The 16,581-nt window shown below is 64.2% G+C and carries 15 protein-coding genes; 13 read left to right on the plus strand and 2 right to left on the minus strand.

Going from position 1 to position 16,581, the window contains the following annotated elements; genetic code table 11:
• Positions 1-192 precede the first annotated feature (192 nt).
• The 7 genes from prmB (at position 193) to AC1DTQ_RS01535 (ending at position 8,091) form a co-directional block, all read left to right on the plus strand.
• Positions 193-1,122 (plus strand): 50S ribosomal protein L3 N(5)-glutamine methyltransferase, encoded by a 930-nt coding sequence (gene prmB, locus AC1DTQ_RS01505; protein WP_477847401.1) that lies wholly within the window; start codon positions 193-195, stop codon positions 1,120-1,122.
• Between the two features lie 207 nt (positions 1,123-1,329).
• Complete coding sequence (gene aroC, locus AC1DTQ_RS01510) at positions 1,330-2,448, plus strand: chorismate synthase (protein ID WP_477848340.1); 1,119 nt, start codon at positions 1,330-1,332, stop codon at positions 2,446-2,448.
• Positions 2,441-3,430: a 2-hydroxyacid dehydrogenase gene (locus AC1DTQ_RS01515; RefSeq protein ID WP_477847402.1), complete on the plus strand. Its 990-nt coding sequence runs from the start codon at positions 2,441-2,443 to the stop codon at positions 3,428-3,430. Before aroC ends, AC1DTQ_RS01515 begins: the two co-directional genes overlap by 8 nt.
• Positions 3,431-3,598: 168 nt before the next feature.
• Positions 3,599-4,618, plus strand: coding sequence for an aspartate-semialdehyde dehydrogenase (locus tag AC1DTQ_RS01520; RefSeq protein WP_477847404.1), 1,020 nt, complete (start codon positions 3,599-3,601; stop codon positions 4,616-4,618).
• A gap of 147 nt (positions 4,619-4,765) precedes the next feature.
• The gene (locus AC1DTQ_RS01525; protein ID WP_477847406.1) at positions 4,766-6,523 is read left to right on the plus strand and encodes a type IV pilus assembly protein FimV; all 1,758 of its coding nucleotides are present in this window, start codon (positions 4,766-4,768) and stop codon (positions 6,521-6,523) included.
• 21 nt (positions 6,524-6,544) lie between these two features.
• Positions 6,545-7,333 carry a tRNA pseudouridine(38-40) synthase TruA gene (truA, locus tag AC1DTQ_RS01530; protein ID WP_477847407.1) on the plus strand — a complete coding sequence of 263 codons (789 nt, stop codon included), beginning with the start codon at positions 6,545-6,547 and terminating at the stop codon, positions 7,331-7,333.
• A gap of 122 nt (positions 7,334-7,455) precedes the next feature.
• Positions 7,456-8,091: a phosphoribosylanthranilate isomerase gene (locus tag AC1DTQ_RS01535; protein ID WP_477847409.1), complete on the plus strand. Its 636-nt coding sequence runs from the start codon at positions 7,456-7,458 to the stop codon at positions 8,089-8,091.
• Between the two features lie 9 nt (positions 8,092-8,100).
• Here the strand turns inward: AC1DTQ_RS01535 and AC1DTQ_RS01540 are convergent, their stop codons facing one another.
• A complete protein-coding gene (locus tag AC1DTQ_RS01540; RefSeq protein ID WP_477847410.1) occupies positions 8,101-8,997 on the minus strand; it encodes a LysR family transcriptional regulator in 897 nt (298 codons plus the stop codon).
• Between the two features lie 103 nt (positions 8,998-9,100).
• Between AC1DTQ_RS01540 and trpB the strand changes: the two genes are divergently transcribed.
• The 5 genes from trpB (at position 9,101) to AC1DTQ_RS01565 (ending at position 14,724) form a co-directional block, all read left to right on the plus strand.
• Positions 9,101-10,318, plus strand: a complete 1,218-nt coding sequence (gene trpB / locus AC1DTQ_RS01545) for a tryptophan synthase subunit beta (protein WP_477847411.1) — start codon at positions 9,101-9,103, stop codon at positions 10,316-10,318.
• Between the two features lie 167 nt (positions 10,319-10,485).
• Positions 10,486-11,286, plus strand: a complete 801-nt coding sequence (gene trpA, locus AC1DTQ_RS01550; RefSeq protein ID WP_477847412.1) for a tryptophan synthase subunit alpha — start codon at positions 10,486-10,488, stop codon at positions 11,284-11,286.
• A gap of 85 nt (positions 11,287-11,371) precedes the next feature.
• Complete coding sequence (accD, locus tag AC1DTQ_RS01555; RefSeq protein ID WP_477847414.1) at positions 11,372-12,271, plus strand: acetyl-CoA carboxylase, carboxyltransferase subunit beta; 900 nt, start codon at positions 11,372-11,374, stop codon at positions 12,269-12,271.
• Positions 12,268-13,623 (plus strand): phosphoglucosamine mutase, encoded by a 1,356-nt coding sequence (gene glmM / locus AC1DTQ_RS01560; RefSeq protein ID WP_477847415.1) that lies wholly within the window; start codon positions 12,268-12,270, stop codon positions 13,621-13,623. Before accD ends, glmM begins: the two co-directional genes overlap by 4 nt.
• Positions 13,624-13,785: 162 nt before the next feature.
• The gene (locus AC1DTQ_RS01565; protein WP_477847417.1) at positions 13,786-14,724 is read left to right on the plus strand and encodes an isopenicillin N synthase family dioxygenase; all 939 of its coding nucleotides are present in this window, start codon (positions 13,786-13,788) and stop codon (positions 14,722-14,724) included.
• 193 nt (positions 14,725-14,917) lie between these two features.
• Here AC1DTQ_RS01565 and AC1DTQ_RS01570 read toward each other — a convergent pair whose 3' ends face one another.
• Positions 14,918-15,724 carry an SDR family NAD(P)-dependent oxidoreductase gene (locus tag AC1DTQ_RS01570; protein ID WP_477847419.1) on the minus strand — a complete coding sequence of 269 codons (807 nt, stop codon included), beginning with the start codon at positions 15,722-15,724 and terminating at the stop codon, positions 14,918-14,920.
• Between the two features lie 81 nt (positions 15,725-15,805).
• Between AC1DTQ_RS01570 and tpiA the strand changes: the two genes are divergently transcribed.
• Positions 15,806-16,558, plus strand: a complete 753-nt coding sequence (gene tpiA, locus AC1DTQ_RS01575) for a triose-phosphate isomerase (RefSeq protein WP_477847421.1) — start codon at positions 15,806-15,808, stop codon at positions 16,556-16,558.
• The last annotated feature ends 23 nt before the right edge of the window (positions 16,559-16,581 follow it).

Consider the following 16,581-nt stretch of genomic DNA (forward strand, 5'->3'; position numbering starts at 1 on the left):
GCTTGGCGTGGCACTTCAGGTCGCATCGATGGTTTTCTTTTTACTCAAAAAGCGTGGTTTGACAGGCTCATCACGAATGGAACTCTAGTGGTTTGATTGTCCCGGAATGCCTGCCTGCCACGAGAGCCATGATACCGGCGCTTCGGTTTGCATACCCCTATAATCGCCATCCGACCCGAGAAAAGCCTTGCCATGACTGCCGACCCGGCCGCCGAACTACATACGATCATCGACCTGATCCGTTACGGCGCCAGCCGTTTCAATGCCTCCGACCTGACCTTCGGGCACAGCTACGACAATGCGCTGGACGAAGCTACACAGCTGGTTCTGCATACCCTGCACCTGCCGAACGACCTGGGTCCGGCCTACGGCGTTGCTCGCGTGACCGCGCCGGAAAAAGCCGAGATCCTGGCCCTGTTCCAGCGCCGCATCGAAGAGCGCGTGCCGATCGCCTACCTGACCGGCGAGGCTTGGTTCGCCGGGCTCAACTTCAAGAGCGACAACCGCGCGCTGGTGCCGCGTTCGCCGATCGCCGAACTCATAGAAAACGGCTTCGAGCCGTGGCTAGGCGGGCGCGAAGTGTTGCGCGCGTTGGATCTGTGTACCGGTTCGGGCTGCATCGCCATCGCCATGGCCCACTACAACCCCGAATGGCACGTGGACGGCGTGGACATCAGCGACGACGCGCTGGCCCTGGCCGCAGAGAACAAGGCGCGCCTGCATGCCGATAACGCGAAGCTGTTCAAGTCCGACCTGTTCTCCGGACTTTCGGGCCAGCACTACCAGCTCATCGTCACCAATCCGCCCTATGTCACCAATGCGGAAACCGATGCGCTGCCGAAGGAGTATTCCTACGAGCCCGAACTCGGCCTGCGCGCCGGCGACGACGGCCTGGACCTGGTGCTGAAGATCCTGCGCGACGCGCCCTTGCATCTGAGCCAGGACGGCCTGCTGATCTGCGAGGTCGGCGAATCCGAACGGGCGCTGGTGGAGCTCCTGCCAGATGTGGAATTCGCCTGGATCGAGTTCAAGGTAGGGCAGATGGGCATCTTCGCGGTGGAATGCGCGGAGCTGATCGTGCATCACCCGCGTATTCGCGAGCTGGCGAATGCGCGGGCTTGAAGAACAGCTTCTGCACTATTTTCGCTCGTCATTCCCGCGAAGGCGGGAATCGCTCTTGCTCTTAGGCGTTTAGCCGGCTAGCAATGAAGCAATTGGCGAGATTTGTGGAATGACGTTGTTGGATAGGGTGCAGATGTGCGTGTGCGTCTGTTCAGCGCGAAGAGCGATTCCCGCCTTCGCGGGAATGACGAGCGAAAAATAAAGGCAATTACATTGAACACTTTCGGTCACAACTTCCGCGTCACTACTTTCGGCGAGTCCCACGGGCCGGCCATCGGCTGCGTGATCGACGGCTGCCCGCCGGGCCTGGAAATCGCGGTCGAGGAATTCCGCACCGATCTGGACCGCCGTGCCACCGGTAAGTCGCGCCACACTTCGGCGCGGCACGAAGCCGATGAAGTGGAAATCCTCAGCGGCGTCTACGAAGGCAAGACCACCGGCACGCCCATCGCTCTGCTGATCCGCAACACCGACGCGCGCAGCAAGGACTACAGCAAGATTTCCGAGCAGTTCCGCCCCGGCCACGCCGACTACACCTACTGGCAGAAATACGGCATCCGCGATCCGCGCGGCGGCGGACGCTCCTCTGCGCGCGAAACCACCATGCGGGTGGCGGCGGCGGTGATCGCCAAGAAATGGCTGGCGCTGCACTTCGGCGTGCGCGTGCGCGGCTACCTGTCGCAGCTGGGCGAGATCACCCCGCAGGCCTTCGATTGGAATGCGGTGGAAGACAATCCGTTCTTCTGGCCATCGGCCGAGCAGGTGCCGGTGCTGGAGAGCTACATGGACGCGCTGCGCAAGTCCGGCGATTCGGTCGGTGCGCGCGTCAACGTGGTCGCCGATGGCGTGCCGCCGGGCTGGGGCGAGCCCATCTACGGCAAGCTCGACGGCGAACTTGCCGCGGCGCTGATGAGCATCAATGCGGTCAAGGGCGTGGAGATCGGAGACGGTTTCGGCGCGGTCGTGCAGAAGGGCACGGAGCATCGAGACGAAATTTCGCCGGAAGGTTTCCTCTCCAATCATGCCGGCGGCATCCTTGGCGGCATTTCCACTGGTCAACAGGTCGTTGCGTCCATCGTGCTGAAGCCGACCTCCAGCCTGCGCCTGCCGGGCAACACCGTGGATATCGAAGGCAATGCGACCGAAGTCGTCACCACCGGCCGGCACGACCCCTGCGTGGGCATCCGCGCCACGCCGATCGCCGAGGCGATGATGGCGCTGGTGCTGATGGACCAGGCACTGCGCCATCGCGCCCAGTGCGGCGATGTCGGCCCGGTCGTGCCGTTGATCCCCGGCAACGCACCTTCAGACGGCAGGCATGGCTGAGCTGCGTCCACGTCCACGGGTGTGGGTGTCGCAGCCGTTGTTCGATGATGTGATCGCGCGCCTGGAAGAGTACTTCGAGGTCGTTTCCGCATCGGATATAGCCGAATACATGCCGGAGCAGATCTCGGCCGCGTTGAGCGGTGCGAGCGGCGCACTGGTGACCCTGAACGAGTGTATCGGCGCCGAACAGATCGCCGCCGCGCCGCAGCTTCGAGCGATCGCCAATGTCGGCGTCGGCTACAACAATCTCGATATCCCGGCGCTCTCCGCGGCCGGAATTACCGCCACCAACACGCCGGAGGTGCTGACCGAAACCACGGCGGATTTCGGCTTCGCGCTGCTGATGGCCACGGCGCGCCGCATCACCGAGGCCGAGCGCTGGCTGCGCGAAGGCCATTGGCGGCAATGGTCGTTCCAGACCCTGCTCGGCGCGGATCTGCATGACAGCACGCTGGGCATTCTGGGCATGGGCCGGATCGGGCAGGGCATCGCCAAACGCGCCTCTGGCTTCGATATGCGGGTGCTGTATCACAACCGCAGCCGATTGCCGGAGGCCACCGAGCGCGAGGCCCGCGCCGCTTATGTCGGTTTCGACGAATTGCTGGCGCGGGCCGACCACCTGCTGCTGGCGCTGCCGTATTCCAAACAAAGCCATCATCTCATCGACGCCAAGGCCCTGACGGGAATGAAACCCACAGCCACGCTGGTGAATATCGCGCGTGGTGGAATCGTCGATGAGGACGCCCTGGCCGATGCGCTGGCCGGCGGCAAGCTGGCGGCGGCGGGGCTGGACGTGTTCGAAGGCGAGCCTGCGATCAATCCGCGCCTGCTGGCGCTGCGTAATGTGGTGCTGACCCCGCATATCGCCAGCGGCAGCCTGGCCACGCGCCGGGCGATGGTGTCGCTGGCGGTGGACAACCTGATCGCGGCGCTGGGCGTCGGCCCGAATGCCGGCAAACCGCCTAATCCGATCAGCGCATAAAGCCCGGTTTCCGTTATCCTGCCCAATACACGTAGGAGCTGCACGTAGGAGCTGCGCAAGCTGCGACCGAAAAGGCTCCGGCAGGTTGGCGCGCGCGCCGCGGCCGGATCCGCTTACCGCAGGTGCAGCGCCTACGACCGGTCCCCACCCCCCACCACCTGAGTTGAAATGAGCGAGAAGAAGAGCTTCAAAGTCGCGGTCGTTGGCGCCACCGGTGCCGTCGGCGAAGTCATGCTGTCGATCCTGGCAGAGCGCAAATTCCCGATCAGCGAACTGGTCGCCCTGGCCAGCGAACGCTCGGCGGGCGCGGACGTCGATTTCGGCGGACGCAAAGTCAATGTGCAGGATCTGGCCACTTTCGATCCGACCGGCGTGGATATCGCGCTGTTTTCGGCCGGTGGCGGCATTTCCAAGGAATACGCTCCGAAATTCGCCGCCGCCGGCGCGGTGGTGATCGACAACTCCTCGGCCTTCCGCTACGACGACGACGTGCCGTTGGTGATCAGCGAAGTGAACCCGGAGGCGGCCAAGAACCGTCCGCGCGGCATCATCGCCAACCCCAACTGCTCCACCATGCAGATGCTGGTGGCGCTGGCGCCGATCCATCGCGCGGTAGGCATCGAACGCATCAACGTGGCCACCTACCAGTCGGTTTCGGGCGGCGGCCGCTCGGCGCTGGAGGAACTGGGCAAGCAGACCGGCCAGTTGCTCAATTTCCAGGAAATCGACCCGCAGCGTTTCCCGGTGCAGATCGCCTTCAACCTGATTCCGCACATCGACGACTTCCAGGACAACGGCTATACCAAGGAAGAGATGAAGCTGGTCTGGGAAACCCGCAAGATCCTGGCCGACGACAGCATTCAGGTGAATCCCACCGCGGTGCGCGTACCCGTGTTCTATGGCCACTCCGAAGCAGTCAATGTCGAGACCAAGACCAAGATCAGCGTCGCCGACGTACGCAAGCTGCTGGAATCGGCGCCTGGAGTGGAAGTGGTGGATGAACCCGTCGCCGGCGGCTATCCGACTCCGGTCACCCATGCTTCCGGCACTGATGCCGTTTATGTGGGCCGTATCCGCGAGGATTTTTCCCACCCGCGCGCCATCAATCTGTGGGTGGTCTCGGACAACATCCGCAAGGGCGCGGCGCTGAACGCCGTGCAGGTAGCTGAACTGGTCGCGGCAGAATAGACCTGTAGGTCGGGGCTACGCCCCCGACGCCTGGATAGCCTGATTCTCTGCGTCGGGGCGTGGCCCCGACCTACGGTTTGCGGCTGAAGGCACATTGCACGGGCCGAAGAAGCTATATTCGCCAGTGGGAATGAACGGGGAACCTGCTTGATACATGGCTTTCTGAAACTCGGTCCACGCTGGCTGCTCGGCATTGCCCTGACTCTGGTCAGTGGCGCCGCGCTGGCTTTGGGACTGGGCGAGATTCGAGTGAAGTCCCAGCCCGGGCAACCGCTGCTTGCCGAAATTCCGGTCATTTCCAACGAGCCGGGAGAACTCGAACAGCTGCAGGCCCGGCTCGCTTCCCCGATCACGTTCGAGCGCGTAGGTCTGGCGCGTCCCGAGGGCCTGGTCAGCGGCCTGAACTTCGCGGTGGCGCTCAGCGACGAAGGCAAGCCGATAATTCGGGTCACCAGCAGCGAGCCGGTGCAGGTCGCCGCGGTCAATTTCCTGATCGAGGTCGATTGGGGCCAGGGGCGGCTGGTGCGCGAGTACTCCGCCCTGGTGGATACGCCTGGTGCGCTTGCGGCCGCAAACCAGCCGATCATCGAGGCGCCGCTGCCGCCGCCGGCCAACACCATCGTCCGCGAAGCGGAGCCCGTTGCTGCAACGGAGCCGGCGCCGGTACCGGCAACCGAACCCGCTCCCAGCGCGACTCCGGTGGCTGCTGCCCCCGCAGCCGCGGCTCCCACTCCTTCGCCAACCCTGGCAAGCGGTGACCTGGAGGTCCAGCGCGGCCAAACCCTGTCGCAGATCGCGCGCGGCTTCTTAAATAACGGCGCGGGCCAGGGCTACAACCTCGACCAGACCATGCTGGCCTTGCTGCGCGCCAATCCCGAGGCCTTCATCAACGGCAACATCAATCGCCTGAAACAGGGCGCGGTGTTGCGAGTCCCGCAATCGGCGGAACTGGCGCAGCTGGGCGAAGCCGAAGCGGCCGCGCTGGTACGCGACCAGATGGCCGAATGGCGGCAGGCGCGCCGGCCGATCCCGCAGCCGGTCGAAACTACCGCATCCCCATTAGCATCGGCGCCGCCACGTGCCGCACCTGCAGCTCCGCGTGCGGCCGAGGCACGTCTTGAAATCGCGCCGCCCGATGCGAGCGCGGCGACAAGGGCGGGAACACAATCCGGCATCGATGCCGAAGGCGAGGGCAACATGCTGGCGAACGAACAACTCACGCTGACCAAGGAAGAACTGGCGGCGCGTGAATCCGAAGTGCAGGAACTGCGTGCCCAGGTCGCCGAACTGGAAGGCCTCAAGCAGCAGCAGGCCAAGCTGATCGCGATGAAGGACAGCGAACTGGCGGCCGCGCAGCAACGCCTGGCGCAATCGCAGGGAGAGGCCTCGCAGCCGCTGTGGCTATGGGCTGGTTTGGGCCTGCTCGTCGCCGGTCTGGTGGTGGCTTGGCTGATCGGCCGCAGCAAGAAGAAGCCTGCCGTCGTCGCCACCCGCTCGGGTTACGACAGCGCGGCAATGGCGGCAGCCATGCCGGCCGCGGAAACCGCGCCGCAAGCGGTCGCAAAGGCGAAGGACGACCACTTCGCTGCGGCCCGCCTCGAGGACGAAGTGCCGGCAACGCTGCCTGAAGCGGAAGACGCGCCAGCGCGTGCGCCTGCCGCACCGGTCGCCGCGCCACAACCGTGGACGACGGCTGCGGTCAAACCCACCTGGCACGTCGGCGAGGGGCTGAACGTCGCGCCGCTGAATGCCGCTCCGGCCGGACGCGAGCGTCTCGAGTTGGCGATCGCCTATCTGGACCTGGGCGATCTTGAAACTGCGCGCGACCTGCTCAATGAAGTGGCCGCCGGCGGCGATGCCGCCGCGCGCAAAGAAGCGACGCAGTTGCTGCGCGAGATCGGCTGACCGCCCAGCGATGGGTCGCTGATGCGTTACGCGTTGGGAGTCGAATACGACGGCAGCGATTTCCGCGGCTGGCAGCGGCTGAGTCCGCATGGGCAGCCGGGCGTACCGACTGTGCAGGCTTCGCTGGAAGAGGCGCTTTCGTCTGTCGCTGCGGCGTCGGTCGAAGTCGTCTGCGCCGGCCGCACCGATTCGGGTGTGCATGCCGAATGCCAGGTCGTGCATTTCGACAGCGATGCGCCGCGTACGCCGCGCAGTTGGAGCCTGGGCACCACGACCCGCCTGCCGCCTTCGATCTGCGTGCGTTGGTGCCTACCGGTGGCCGACGATTTCAATGCGCGCTTTTCGGCGCGGGCGCGGCGTTACCGCTACCGCATCCTCAACCGCGCAGTGCGGCCTGCTCTGGGCAGGCAACAACTGAGCTGGGAGCGTTTGCCCCTGGATGCCGACGCCATGCACCGCGCCGCGCAAGCGCTGCTGGGCGAGAACGACTTCAATGCATTCCGCACCGTGCACTGCCAGGCGCCGCACGCGGTGCGCGATCTGCAGAAGCTTTCGATCGTGCGCGCGGGCGAACAGGTGACGGTCGAGATACAAGCCAACGCATTCCTGCACCACATGGTCCGCAATATCGTCGGATCGCTGTTGATGGTGGGAAGGGGCGAGAAGCCCGAAGACTGGATCGCGGAATTGCTGGCAGGACGCGATCGAACGCTTGCAGGCCCCACCGCACCTGCTGATGGGCTGGTGTTCCTGGGCCCGTTGTATCCCGCGCAATGGGGCTTGCCCGAAGAAGTGACACTGGCGATCTGATTAGCAATTGTTGCCCGTGCCGTCATCCCAGCGGTATTTAACAGCCGAATGGCTGGTCAAGCTGGGATGACGAACGTAAAGAGGTAGGCTATCTCCGTCACCCTGTCTGCCGTCTCCTTTTAATGACCCACACCCGCATCAAATTCTGCGGAATGACCCGCGCCGAAGACGTGCGCCTGGCCGTGGAGCTGGGCGTGGACTACATCGGCCTGGTGTTCGCGCCGCGCAGCCCACGCAGGCTGCTGTTGGGCCAAGCGCGGATGTTGCGTGAACTGGTGCCGGAAGAAATCGCGGTGGTCGCCCTGGTGATGGACAACACGAGCGCAGAGATCGAGACGTTGATCGAAAACGTGCGCCCGGACTTGCTGCAGTTCCATGGCGGCGAAACCGATGCTTTCTGCGCTGGGTTCGGCATGCCTTTCCTGAAGGCCATCGCCATGGCTAGCGAAGACGAAGACGCGTCCGCACGTGCCGCCGAATTTCCTTCCGCGTACGGTTATCTGCTCGATGGTCACGGCAAGGGCGAGCAGGGCGGCAGCGGCCAGCGCTTCGACTGGAAGCGGGTGCCGCGGCTCGAAAAACCGGTCTTTCTTGCGGGCGGTCTGACCAGCGAAAACGTGGCGACCGCTATCCGCACCGCACGACCGTGGGGCGTGGACGTGTCCAGCGGCATCGAATCGGCGCCGGGAATGAAGAACCCGGATCGCATGCGCTTCTTCCTAGACGAGGCCCGACGCGCCGACGCTCTGCCCGATTGAAGGTGCGAATCAGGCCGGATCTTCGGCCAGGTCGTGGCGTAGCCATTCGGCCAGCGGGGCGATACGCGCGTCCGCCTCATTGCGGCGGCAACACAACACCCAGCGCCCCGGCGCTTCCACGAAACTCCAGGGCGCCATCAGGCGTCCGGAGTTGAGGTCTTCGCTGACCAGCGGTTGCGGCGCGATCGCCACGCCCAGTCCGGCCACCGCCGCTTCCAGCAGGTAGTAGAGATGCTCGAAACCCGCGCCAAAAGTCAGATCGTCCGGGTCCAGTCCCTTGCTTGCGGCCCACGTCGGCCAGGCCTGCGGCCGTGAGCTGGTATGCAGCAAAGCTTCGCCCATCAACACCGGGGGCGACTGGTCGCGTAGCGAGTCGAAGCCGGCATAGCGCGGACTCACCACCGGGCCGATCCTTTCGACGGCCAGTTCATGCACCTGCCATCCTTCGGGAAACGGCGGCTCCGCAAGCAACAGCGCGGCATCCAGGCCGTTCAAACGGGCATCGAAATCGCCTTCGTGGACCACCAAATGCAGCTTCAGGTCCGGCAGTTCCCGACTGAGGCGCGGCAGACGCGGAATGACCCAACGGGCCAGCACGCTGCCCGGGCAGCCCAGCACCAGCGCCGAGGGGGCGCTGACGCGACGGAGGTCCGACCAGGATTCCTCCAGTTGCTGGAAGGCAGCGCCAGTGGCATCGCGTAAACGTACGCCGGCTGCCGTCAGAGCCAAGCCGCGTCCCTCTCGCGCAAACAGAGCTTTGCCCAGATCGGCTTCCAGCGCCTTGATCTGTCGGCTGACGGCACCGTGGGTGACATGCAGCTCGCTCGCCGCGCGAGTCACGCTTTCTAGCCGTGCGGCGGCCTCGAAAGCGTGCAGGGCATTGAGCGAGGGCAATTTTCTAGGCATAGATAGGTGAGTTTTACTGACGTTTCATTGAGATTTTATAGCTTTATAGCGGATTTTGTGTGCGCTAAAGTGCAGATCCCGTACTGACGTTGTTCGCTCACCCATGAACCAATCCCGGACCATCGATTACCACGCCTATCCGGACGCCAATGGGCACTTCGGACGCTATGGTGGGCGCTTCGTCGCCGAAACCCTGATCGGCCCCCTGCAGGAATTGGCGGCCGCCTATGACGCGGCGCGCGTGGACCCGGCCTTCATCGTCGAGTTCGAAAAAGACCTCAAGCATTACGTCGGCCGACCCAGCCCCATCTACGAAGCCGAGCGCCTGTCGCGGGAAGTGGGCGGCGCGCGCATCCTGCTCAAGCGCGAAGACCTGAACCACACCGGCGCGCACAAGATCAACAACACCATCGGCCAGGCCCTGCTGGCCAGCCGCATGGGCAAGACCCGCATCATTGCCGAGACCGGCGCCGGCCAGCACGGCGTGGCCAGCGCCACCGTCGCCGCGCGGCTGGGTTTGGAATGCGTGGTGTACATGGGCGCGACCGACATCGAGCGCCAGAAGATCAATGTCTACCGCATGAAACTGCTCGGGGCGACCGTAGTGCCGGTCACCTCCGGTTCGCAGACGCTGAAAGATGCGTTGAACGAAGCCATGCGCGACTGGGTGACCAACGTGCAGGACACCTTCTACATCATCGGCACCGTCGCCGGCCCGGACCCGTATCCGCGCATGGTGCGCGATTTCAATGCCGTGGTCGGACGCGAGGCGCGCGCGCAGATGCTGGCCGATTACGGCCGCCTGCCGGATGTGATCACCGCCTGCGTCGGCGGCGGCAGCAACGCCATCGGCCTGTTCCATGCGTTCCTCAACGATGCCGAAGTGAAGATCGTCGGCGCGGAAGCGGCGGGCGACGGCATCGAGACCGGCCGCCATGCGGCCTCGATAGCGGCGGGCCGCCCGGGCGTGCTGCATGGCAACCGCACCTATGTGATCTGCGACGACGACGGACAGATCACCGAGACCCATTCGGTCTCCGCCGGCCTGGATTACCCGGGCGTGGGTCCGGAGCATTCTTTCCTCAGCGACGCCGGGCGCGCGCAGTACGTGGGCGTCACCGACGACGAAGCGCTGGCCGCATTCCATACGCTGGCGCGCACCGAAGGGATTCTGGCCGCGCTGGAATCCAGTCACGCCGTCGCCCAGGCCATGAAGTTAGCGCGCGAGCTGCCCAAGGAGGCGCTGGTGCTGTGCAATCTTTCGGGTCGCGGCGACAAAGACGTGCATACCATCGCCGCGCGCGAAGGTTTTGAACTTTAAGCATTTCCCTTCTCCCTGCGGCGCCCGAAGGGTGTGCAGGGCTGAGAAGGTGCCCGAAGGGCGGATGAGGGTACGGCGGAGCACGTGCGTATCCATCATCACGACTTCGCCGCACCCTCACCCCAACCCCTCTCCCAGTGGGAGAGGGGCTCAAACGAGGCTTCATCGTGAGTCGAATCGCCCAGCGTTTTTCACAACTCAAGTCCGCCCAACGCAAAGCGCTGATCCCCTTCGTCACCGCCGGCGATCCTTCGCTGGAGGCCACCGTGCCGGTCATGCATGCGCTAGTCGCCGCCGGCGCCGACGTGATCGAACTGGGCGTCCCGTTCTCCGATCCCATGGCGGACGGTCCGGTCATCCAACGTAGTTCCGAACAGGCGTTGCGGCGCGGCGCGGGTCTGCGCTACGTGCTGCAGGCCGTCGCCGAGTTCCGCCAGCGCGATGCCGACACGCCAGTAGTGCTGATGGGGTATCTGAATCCCGTCGAGATTCATGGCAACGAACGTTTCGCAGACGAAGCGGTACAGGCCGGCGTGGACGGCGTGCTGCTGGTCGACCTGCCGCCGGAAGAAGCCGCCGAGACGCGCGAGATCTTCACCCGCCGCGGTCTGGACCTGATCGCGCTCGCTTCGCCGACCACCATGCCCGAACGCATGGCCATGCTGTGCGAATCCGCGCAGGGCTACCTGTATTACGTGAGCTTCGCCGGCGTCACCGGCGCCAGCCGTCTGGACACGCAGGCTGCTGGCGGACGACTGCATACGCTTCGCGCGCAATCGCAGGTACCGGTGGTCGCCGGTTTCGGCATCAAGGATGCGGCCAGCGCCAGCGCCATGGCGGTCGAGGCCGACGGCGTGGTGGTCGGCAGCGCGCTGGTGGCTTGCCTGGCGGACGCCGCAACGCCTGAGGAAGCCGCATCCCGCGCTGCAGCATTTCTTGAGCCGCTGCGCCGGGCGCTGGACGGCTGAACTCAAAAAGCGGCGGCTGGGATAAACTTCCGCGCTGATCCAAGCGCTGAAACTGAACGGGGCGTCGCAAACACATGGCAAACGCATGAGCTGGCTGAGCAAACTGATGCCGTCGGGCATCCGCACCCAGGCGGGCGCCAACAAGAACAAGCGCAGCGTACCGGAGGGTCTCTGGGAAAAATGCGAGCGCTGTGGCTCCGTGCTTTACCGTCCCGAATTGGAAGAAAACCTGGAAGTCTGTCCGAAGTGCGGCTTCCACATGGCCATCCGCGCGCGCGCGCGCCTGAACGCGCTGTTCGACGCAGGCGCCAGTACCCAGGAAATCGGTTCGGCGTTGGGTCCGGTCGATGCGCTGAAGTTCAAGGATCAGAAGAAATACGTCGACCGCATCAAGGCGTCGCAGAAAGCCACCGGCGAGCGCGATGCGCTGGTCGTGTTGCAGGGTCCGCTGAAGGGGCGTTCGCTGGTCGCCGCCGCATTCGATTTCGCCTTCATGGGCGGCTCGATGGGTTCGGTGGTCGGCGAACGTTTCGCTCTGGGCGCCGAGCGCGCGCTGGAGATAGGTTCGCCGTTCGTATGCTTTTCAGCCAGCGGCGGCGCGCGCATGCAAGAAGGCCTGTTTTCGCTGATGCAGATGGCCAAGACTTCCGCGGCGCTCGGTCGCTTGCGCGAGGCCGGTTTGCCGTACATCTCGGTAATGACCCATCCCACCACCGGCGGCGTGTCGGCATCGTTCGCGATGCTGGGCGACATCAACATGGCCGAACCCGAAGCGCTGATCGGTTTCGCCGGTCCGCGCGTGATCGAGCAGACCGTGCGCGAGACCTTGCCAGAAGGTTTCCAGCGTTCCGAGTTCCTGGTCGAACACGGCGCCATCGACCAGATCTGCGACCGTCGCGAGCTGCGTGACCGCCTGGCCGACCTGCTGGCGTTGATGATGAAACAACCCAAGCCGCAGGAGGGTCCGCTGGTGGACGCCGCATGAGTCGCAAGTATTTCGGCACCGACGGTATTCGTGGCCGGGTAGGCGAGGGCCCTATCTCGGCCGATTTCATGCTGCGGCTGGGCAATGCCTACGGCCATGCGCTGCGCGCTTCGGTCAAGAGCGCTGGCGACTGGCGCAAGCCGGTGGTGATCATCGGCAAGGACACGCGCATCTCCAACTACATGTTCGAGGCCGCGCTCGAGGCCGGGCTGGTAGCGGCGGGCGTGGATGTGGAATTAATGGGGCCGATGCCCACGCCTGCGGTGTCGCACATGACCCGCTCGCTGCGCGCCGACGGCGGCATCGTGATTTCCGCTTCGCACAATCCGCACCACGACAACGGCATCAAATTCTTCTCCGCCGAAGGCGAGAAGCTGGACGACGCGACCGAACTGGCGATCGAGGCGGCGCTGGAGCATCCGTTCCGTACCGTGGCTTCCGAACAGTTGGGCAAAGCGGTACGCACCCGCGATGCCATCGGCCGTTACGTGGAGGCTTGCAAGAATTCCGTATCGCGGCAGTTCGACCTGCAGGGCATGCGCATCGTGGTGGACTGCGCCAATGGCGCGACCTATCAGGTCGGGCCGATCGTGCTGCGCGAACTCGGCGCACGCGTCGAAGCGATCGGCGTGGAACCTAACGGACTCAACATCAACGATGGCGTCGGGTCCACCCATCCGGAACTGCTGGCGGCGCGCGTGCGCGAAACCGGCGCGGATCTGGGCATCGCTTTCGATGGCGATGGCGACCGTGTGTTGTTCGTCGATGGACAGGGCGAAATCGTCGACGGCGACGGCCTGATCTATGTGCTGGCCAACGACTGGAAGAAGAGTGGCCGTCTGCGCGGCCCCGTGGTCGGTACGCTGATGACCAATTACGGTTTAGAGCGCGCCTTCGGCGAGGCGGGTATCGACTTCGTGCGCGTCAAAGTCGGCGACCGTTACGTGCATCAGGCGCTGGTCGAGAGGCATGGCATCCTCGGCGGCGAAGCTTCCGGACATCTGCTATGCCTGGACCGCACCAGTACTGGCGACGGCATCGTCAGCGCGCTGCAGGTACTGGAAGTGCTGGGCCGCACGGGCAGGTCGTTGCGGCAAGCATTGGAAGGGCTGGTGATGGTGCCGCAGAAGACCATCAACGTGCGTCTAGCTAATGGCGCCAAGCCGACCGAAGCCGATAGCGTCAAGGCCGCCTTGGCCGAGGCGCAGGCCGCGGTTTCCGGCCGTGGACGCGCCTTTCTGCGTCCTTCCGGCACCGAACCGGTGGTTCGGGTGACGGTGGAAGCCGATGATGACGTTTTGATGCAGAACACGTTGGATAAGCTGGCTGATGCGGTACGCGCGGCGGCTTGAGTTTTCCTTCTCCCTTCGGGAGAAGGTGCCCGAAGGGCGGATGAGGGAGCGGACTCTCCGCTTGCGATGCCGTTTCCGTGGGTTGGAATTCCCTCTCCCTCATCCGGCGCTGCGCGCCACCTTCTCCCGGTGGGAGAAGGGAACAAAAAGCCAGAGCACAAAATGACAGCAAGAATTCCCACCCTCGACATCACCCGTTTCGATACCGACCGCGAAGCTTTCGTCGCCGAGCTCGGTGCTGCCTATCGGCAGTGGGGGTTCGCCGGCATCCGCAACCACGGCATCCCGCAGCCGGGGATCGATGCCGCTTACGATGTGTTCCGCAATTTCTTCGCTCTTCCCGAAGAGACCAAGCTGAAATATCACGTGCCCGGCAGCGGCGGCGCGCGCGGCTACACGCCGTTCGGCGTAGAGACTGCGAAGGATTCCAAGTACTTCGATCTGAAGGAGTTCTGGCATATCGGTCGTGAGATTCCGCGCGACTCGAAATACGCCGATGTCATGCCGCCTAACCTATGGCCCGATGAGGTGCCGGGTTTCCGCGAGCACGGTTACGGGCTTTATGAAGCGCTCGACCAGCTCGGTTCGCGGGTTTTGTCCGCCCTGGCGCTGCATCTGGGGTTGGCGGAGAACTATTTCGCCGACAAGACCGACTCCGGCAACTCCATCCTGCGGCCCATCCATTACCCACCCATCACTGCCGACGACATCCCCAACGTGCGCGCCGGCGCGCACGAGGACATCAACCTGATCACGCTACTGGTCGGCGCCAGCGCCGCCGGTCTGGAAGTCAAATCCCAGCAGGGCGAATGGGTGCCATTCACTTCGGATGCGGACACCATCGTGGTCAACATCGGCGATATGCTGCAGCGGCTGACCAATCACGTATATCCGTCGACCACGCACCGCGTCACCAACCCGCCGGGCGAACAAGCGCGCAAGCCGCGCTATTCGGTACCGTTCTTCCTGCATCCCAATCCGGATTTCCTGATCGATGTATTGCCGTCGACGATCACTGCGGAGAATCCCAAGCGCTATCCGGAACCGATCACCGCCCAGGGTTACCTGGAAGAGCGGTTGCGTGAGATCAAGCTGAAGTAGTAACGGAAAGGTTCCGATTGGAACCGATCTCGCGACAAAAAATATCGAGACGTCATCCCAGCGAAAGCTGGGATCCATTTTGATCTTCGCGGGTAGGCGGGTAGAAGCAAAATCAAGATGGATCCCAGCTTTCGCTGGGATGACGGTCTCGGAATTTCCTGGTTTATTCCGCTTACGTGCTTCGATCCAGCAATCAATCCACCTTGCGGATCTTCTTGGAATTCCTGCCCATCAATCCCAGCACCAGCCCATCGGGCAGATGCTTGGCGACGAAACGGAGCAGTTTGTAGACGCGCCCCGGTACCACGACGACCTTTCTGCGTTCGACGCCGTCGATACCCGCCCTGGCTACCGTATCGGTTTCGAGCCACGCCCATTTTGGAAGCCTGGACATCATTTCGCGGGTGCCGGTTACGTCATGGAATTCGGACCAGGTAAAGCCTGGGCATAGCGCCGTCACATGCACGCCCCGATCCAGGTTTTCCAGCGCAAGCGATTCGCTGAACCTCACTAGATAGGCCTTGACCGCCGCGTACAGCGTCTGTCCGTCCGCGCCCGGCACCAATGCGGCGAACGAGGCCACATTGAGAATTCGCCCGTGGCCGGAGGCCCGGATCGCCGGCAGCAGCCGCCAGGTCAGTTCGCTGACCGCGCCCACCATCACCTGCAGGAACTGCGCATGCGTTGGCCAGTCCTTGGTCAGATAGCGGCCGGGCACGCCATAGCCGGCGTTGTTGACCAGAATCCGTACCGGCAGACCGCGGCGTTGGATTTCGGTAGACAGGGCTTCGGGCGCCTTCGGGTCGCTGAGGTCGGCCGGGATCACTTCCACCTTCACTTTGCCGCGTAGCTCGGCTGCCAGTTGTTCCAGCTTGTCCACGCGGCGCGCGGTCAGGATCAACGGCACGCCCCGCTGCGCGTATTCCCGGGCGATGGCAGCGCCGATGCCGCTGGAGGCGCCGGTGACCAGGGCATAGCCGGCAGGAACATTGGAAACCATCGGTCGCATCCTGAATGAAGGTGGGGCAGGGCATCGGCTATTCTTTGCGCCCCGGGAGTCAGACTGGATAGGAATCGCACGATGCGCCGCAAGATCGTAGCCGGAAACTGGAAACTCCACGGCACCCGTGCTTTCGCCACGGGCCTGGTCGCTGAATTGGCCGCCGGCCTGCCGCTGTCGGGCGTCGAGGTGGTGGTGCTGCCGCCCATGCCCTACCTGGGCGACCTGATCGAGGACTTCGAACGCCACGATATTTTCTTCGGCGCCCAGGACGTCAGCAGCAACGAGAAGGGCGCCTATACCGGCGAAGTCTCGGCGGCGATGCTGGTGGATGTGGGCGCCCGCTATGGACTGGTCGGCCACTCCGAGCGCCGCCAATACCACGCCGAAAGCAGCGAGCTAGTGGCCGCCAAGTTCGTCGCGGCGAAGAATGCCGGGCTGGTTCCCATCCTCTGCGTGGGCGAAACCCTGGAGCAGCGCGAGGCCGGTCGAACCGAAGCCGTGATCGCCGCGCAGCTGGCTCCGGTGCTGGATTTGGCCGGTATCGGGGCCTTTGGCGAGGCCGTGGTGGCCTATGAACCGGTCTGGGCCATCGGCACCGGCCGCACCGCGTCCCCGCAGCAGGCGCAGGACATGCACGCCTTCATTCGTGGCGTGGTCAAGGCCCGCGATGCTAGAATTGGCGATTCGCTGCCGCTGCTGTATGGCGGAAGCGTCAAGCCCGACAATGCCGCGGAACTGTTCGCGCAACCCGATGTCGATGGTGGACTGGTCGGTGGCGCCTCCCTGGTGGCCGCCGATTTTCTGGCCATCGCAAGGGCTGCAGCCGACTGATCCGCTGGTTCGGGCCTGACGTC

It is taken from the genome of Pseudoxanthomonas sp. P4_B2, from assembly GCF_056402315.1.

Bases quoted from the DNA above. Each gene is read 5' to 3' on its own strand.
- prmB (WP_477847401.1), top strand. From the start codon at position 193: ATGACTGCCGACCCGGCCGCCGAACTACATACGATCATCGACCTGATC.
- AC1DTQ_RS01515 (WP_477847402.1), top strand. From the start codon at position 2,441: ATGGCTGAGCTGCGTCCACGTCCACGGGTGTGGGTGTCGCAGCCGTTG.
- AC1DTQ_RS01520 (WP_477847404.1), top strand. From the start codon at position 3,599: ATGAGCGAGAAGAAGAGCTTCAAAGTCGCGGTCGTTGGCGCCACCGGT.
- truA (WP_477847407.1), top strand. From the start codon at position 6,545: ATGCGTTACGCGTTGGGAGTCGAATACGACGGCAGCGATTTCCGCGGC.
- AC1DTQ_RS01535 (WP_477847409.1), top strand. From the start codon at position 7,456: ATGACCCACACCCGCATCAAATTCTGCGGAATGACCCGCGCCGAAGAC.
- AC1DTQ_RS01540 (WP_477847410.1), bottom strand. From the start codon at position 8,997: ATGCCTAGAAAATTGCCCTCGCTCAATGCCCTGCACGCTTTCGAGGCC.
- trpB (WP_477847411.1), top strand. From the start codon at position 9,101: ATGAACCAATCCCGGACCATCGATTACCACGCCTATCCGGACGCCAAT.
- accD (WP_477847414.1), top strand. From the start codon at position 11,372: ATGAGCTGGCTGAGCAAACTGATGCCGTCGGGCATCCGCACCCAGGCG.
- glmM (WP_477847415.1), top strand. From the start codon at position 12,268: ATGAGTCGCAAGTATTTCGGCACCGACGGTATTCGTGGCCGGGTAGGC.
- AC1DTQ_RS01565 (WP_477847417.1), top strand. From the start codon at position 13,786: ATGACAGCAAGAATTCCCACCCTCGACATCACCCGTTTCGATACCGAC.
- AC1DTQ_RS01570 (WP_477847419.1), bottom strand. From the start codon at position 15,724: ATGGTTTCCAATGTTCCTGCCGGCTATGCCCTGGTCACCGGCGCCTCC.
- tpiA (WP_477847421.1), top strand. From the start codon at position 15,806: ATGCGCCGCAAGATCGTAGCCGGAAACTGGAAACTCCACGGCACCCGT.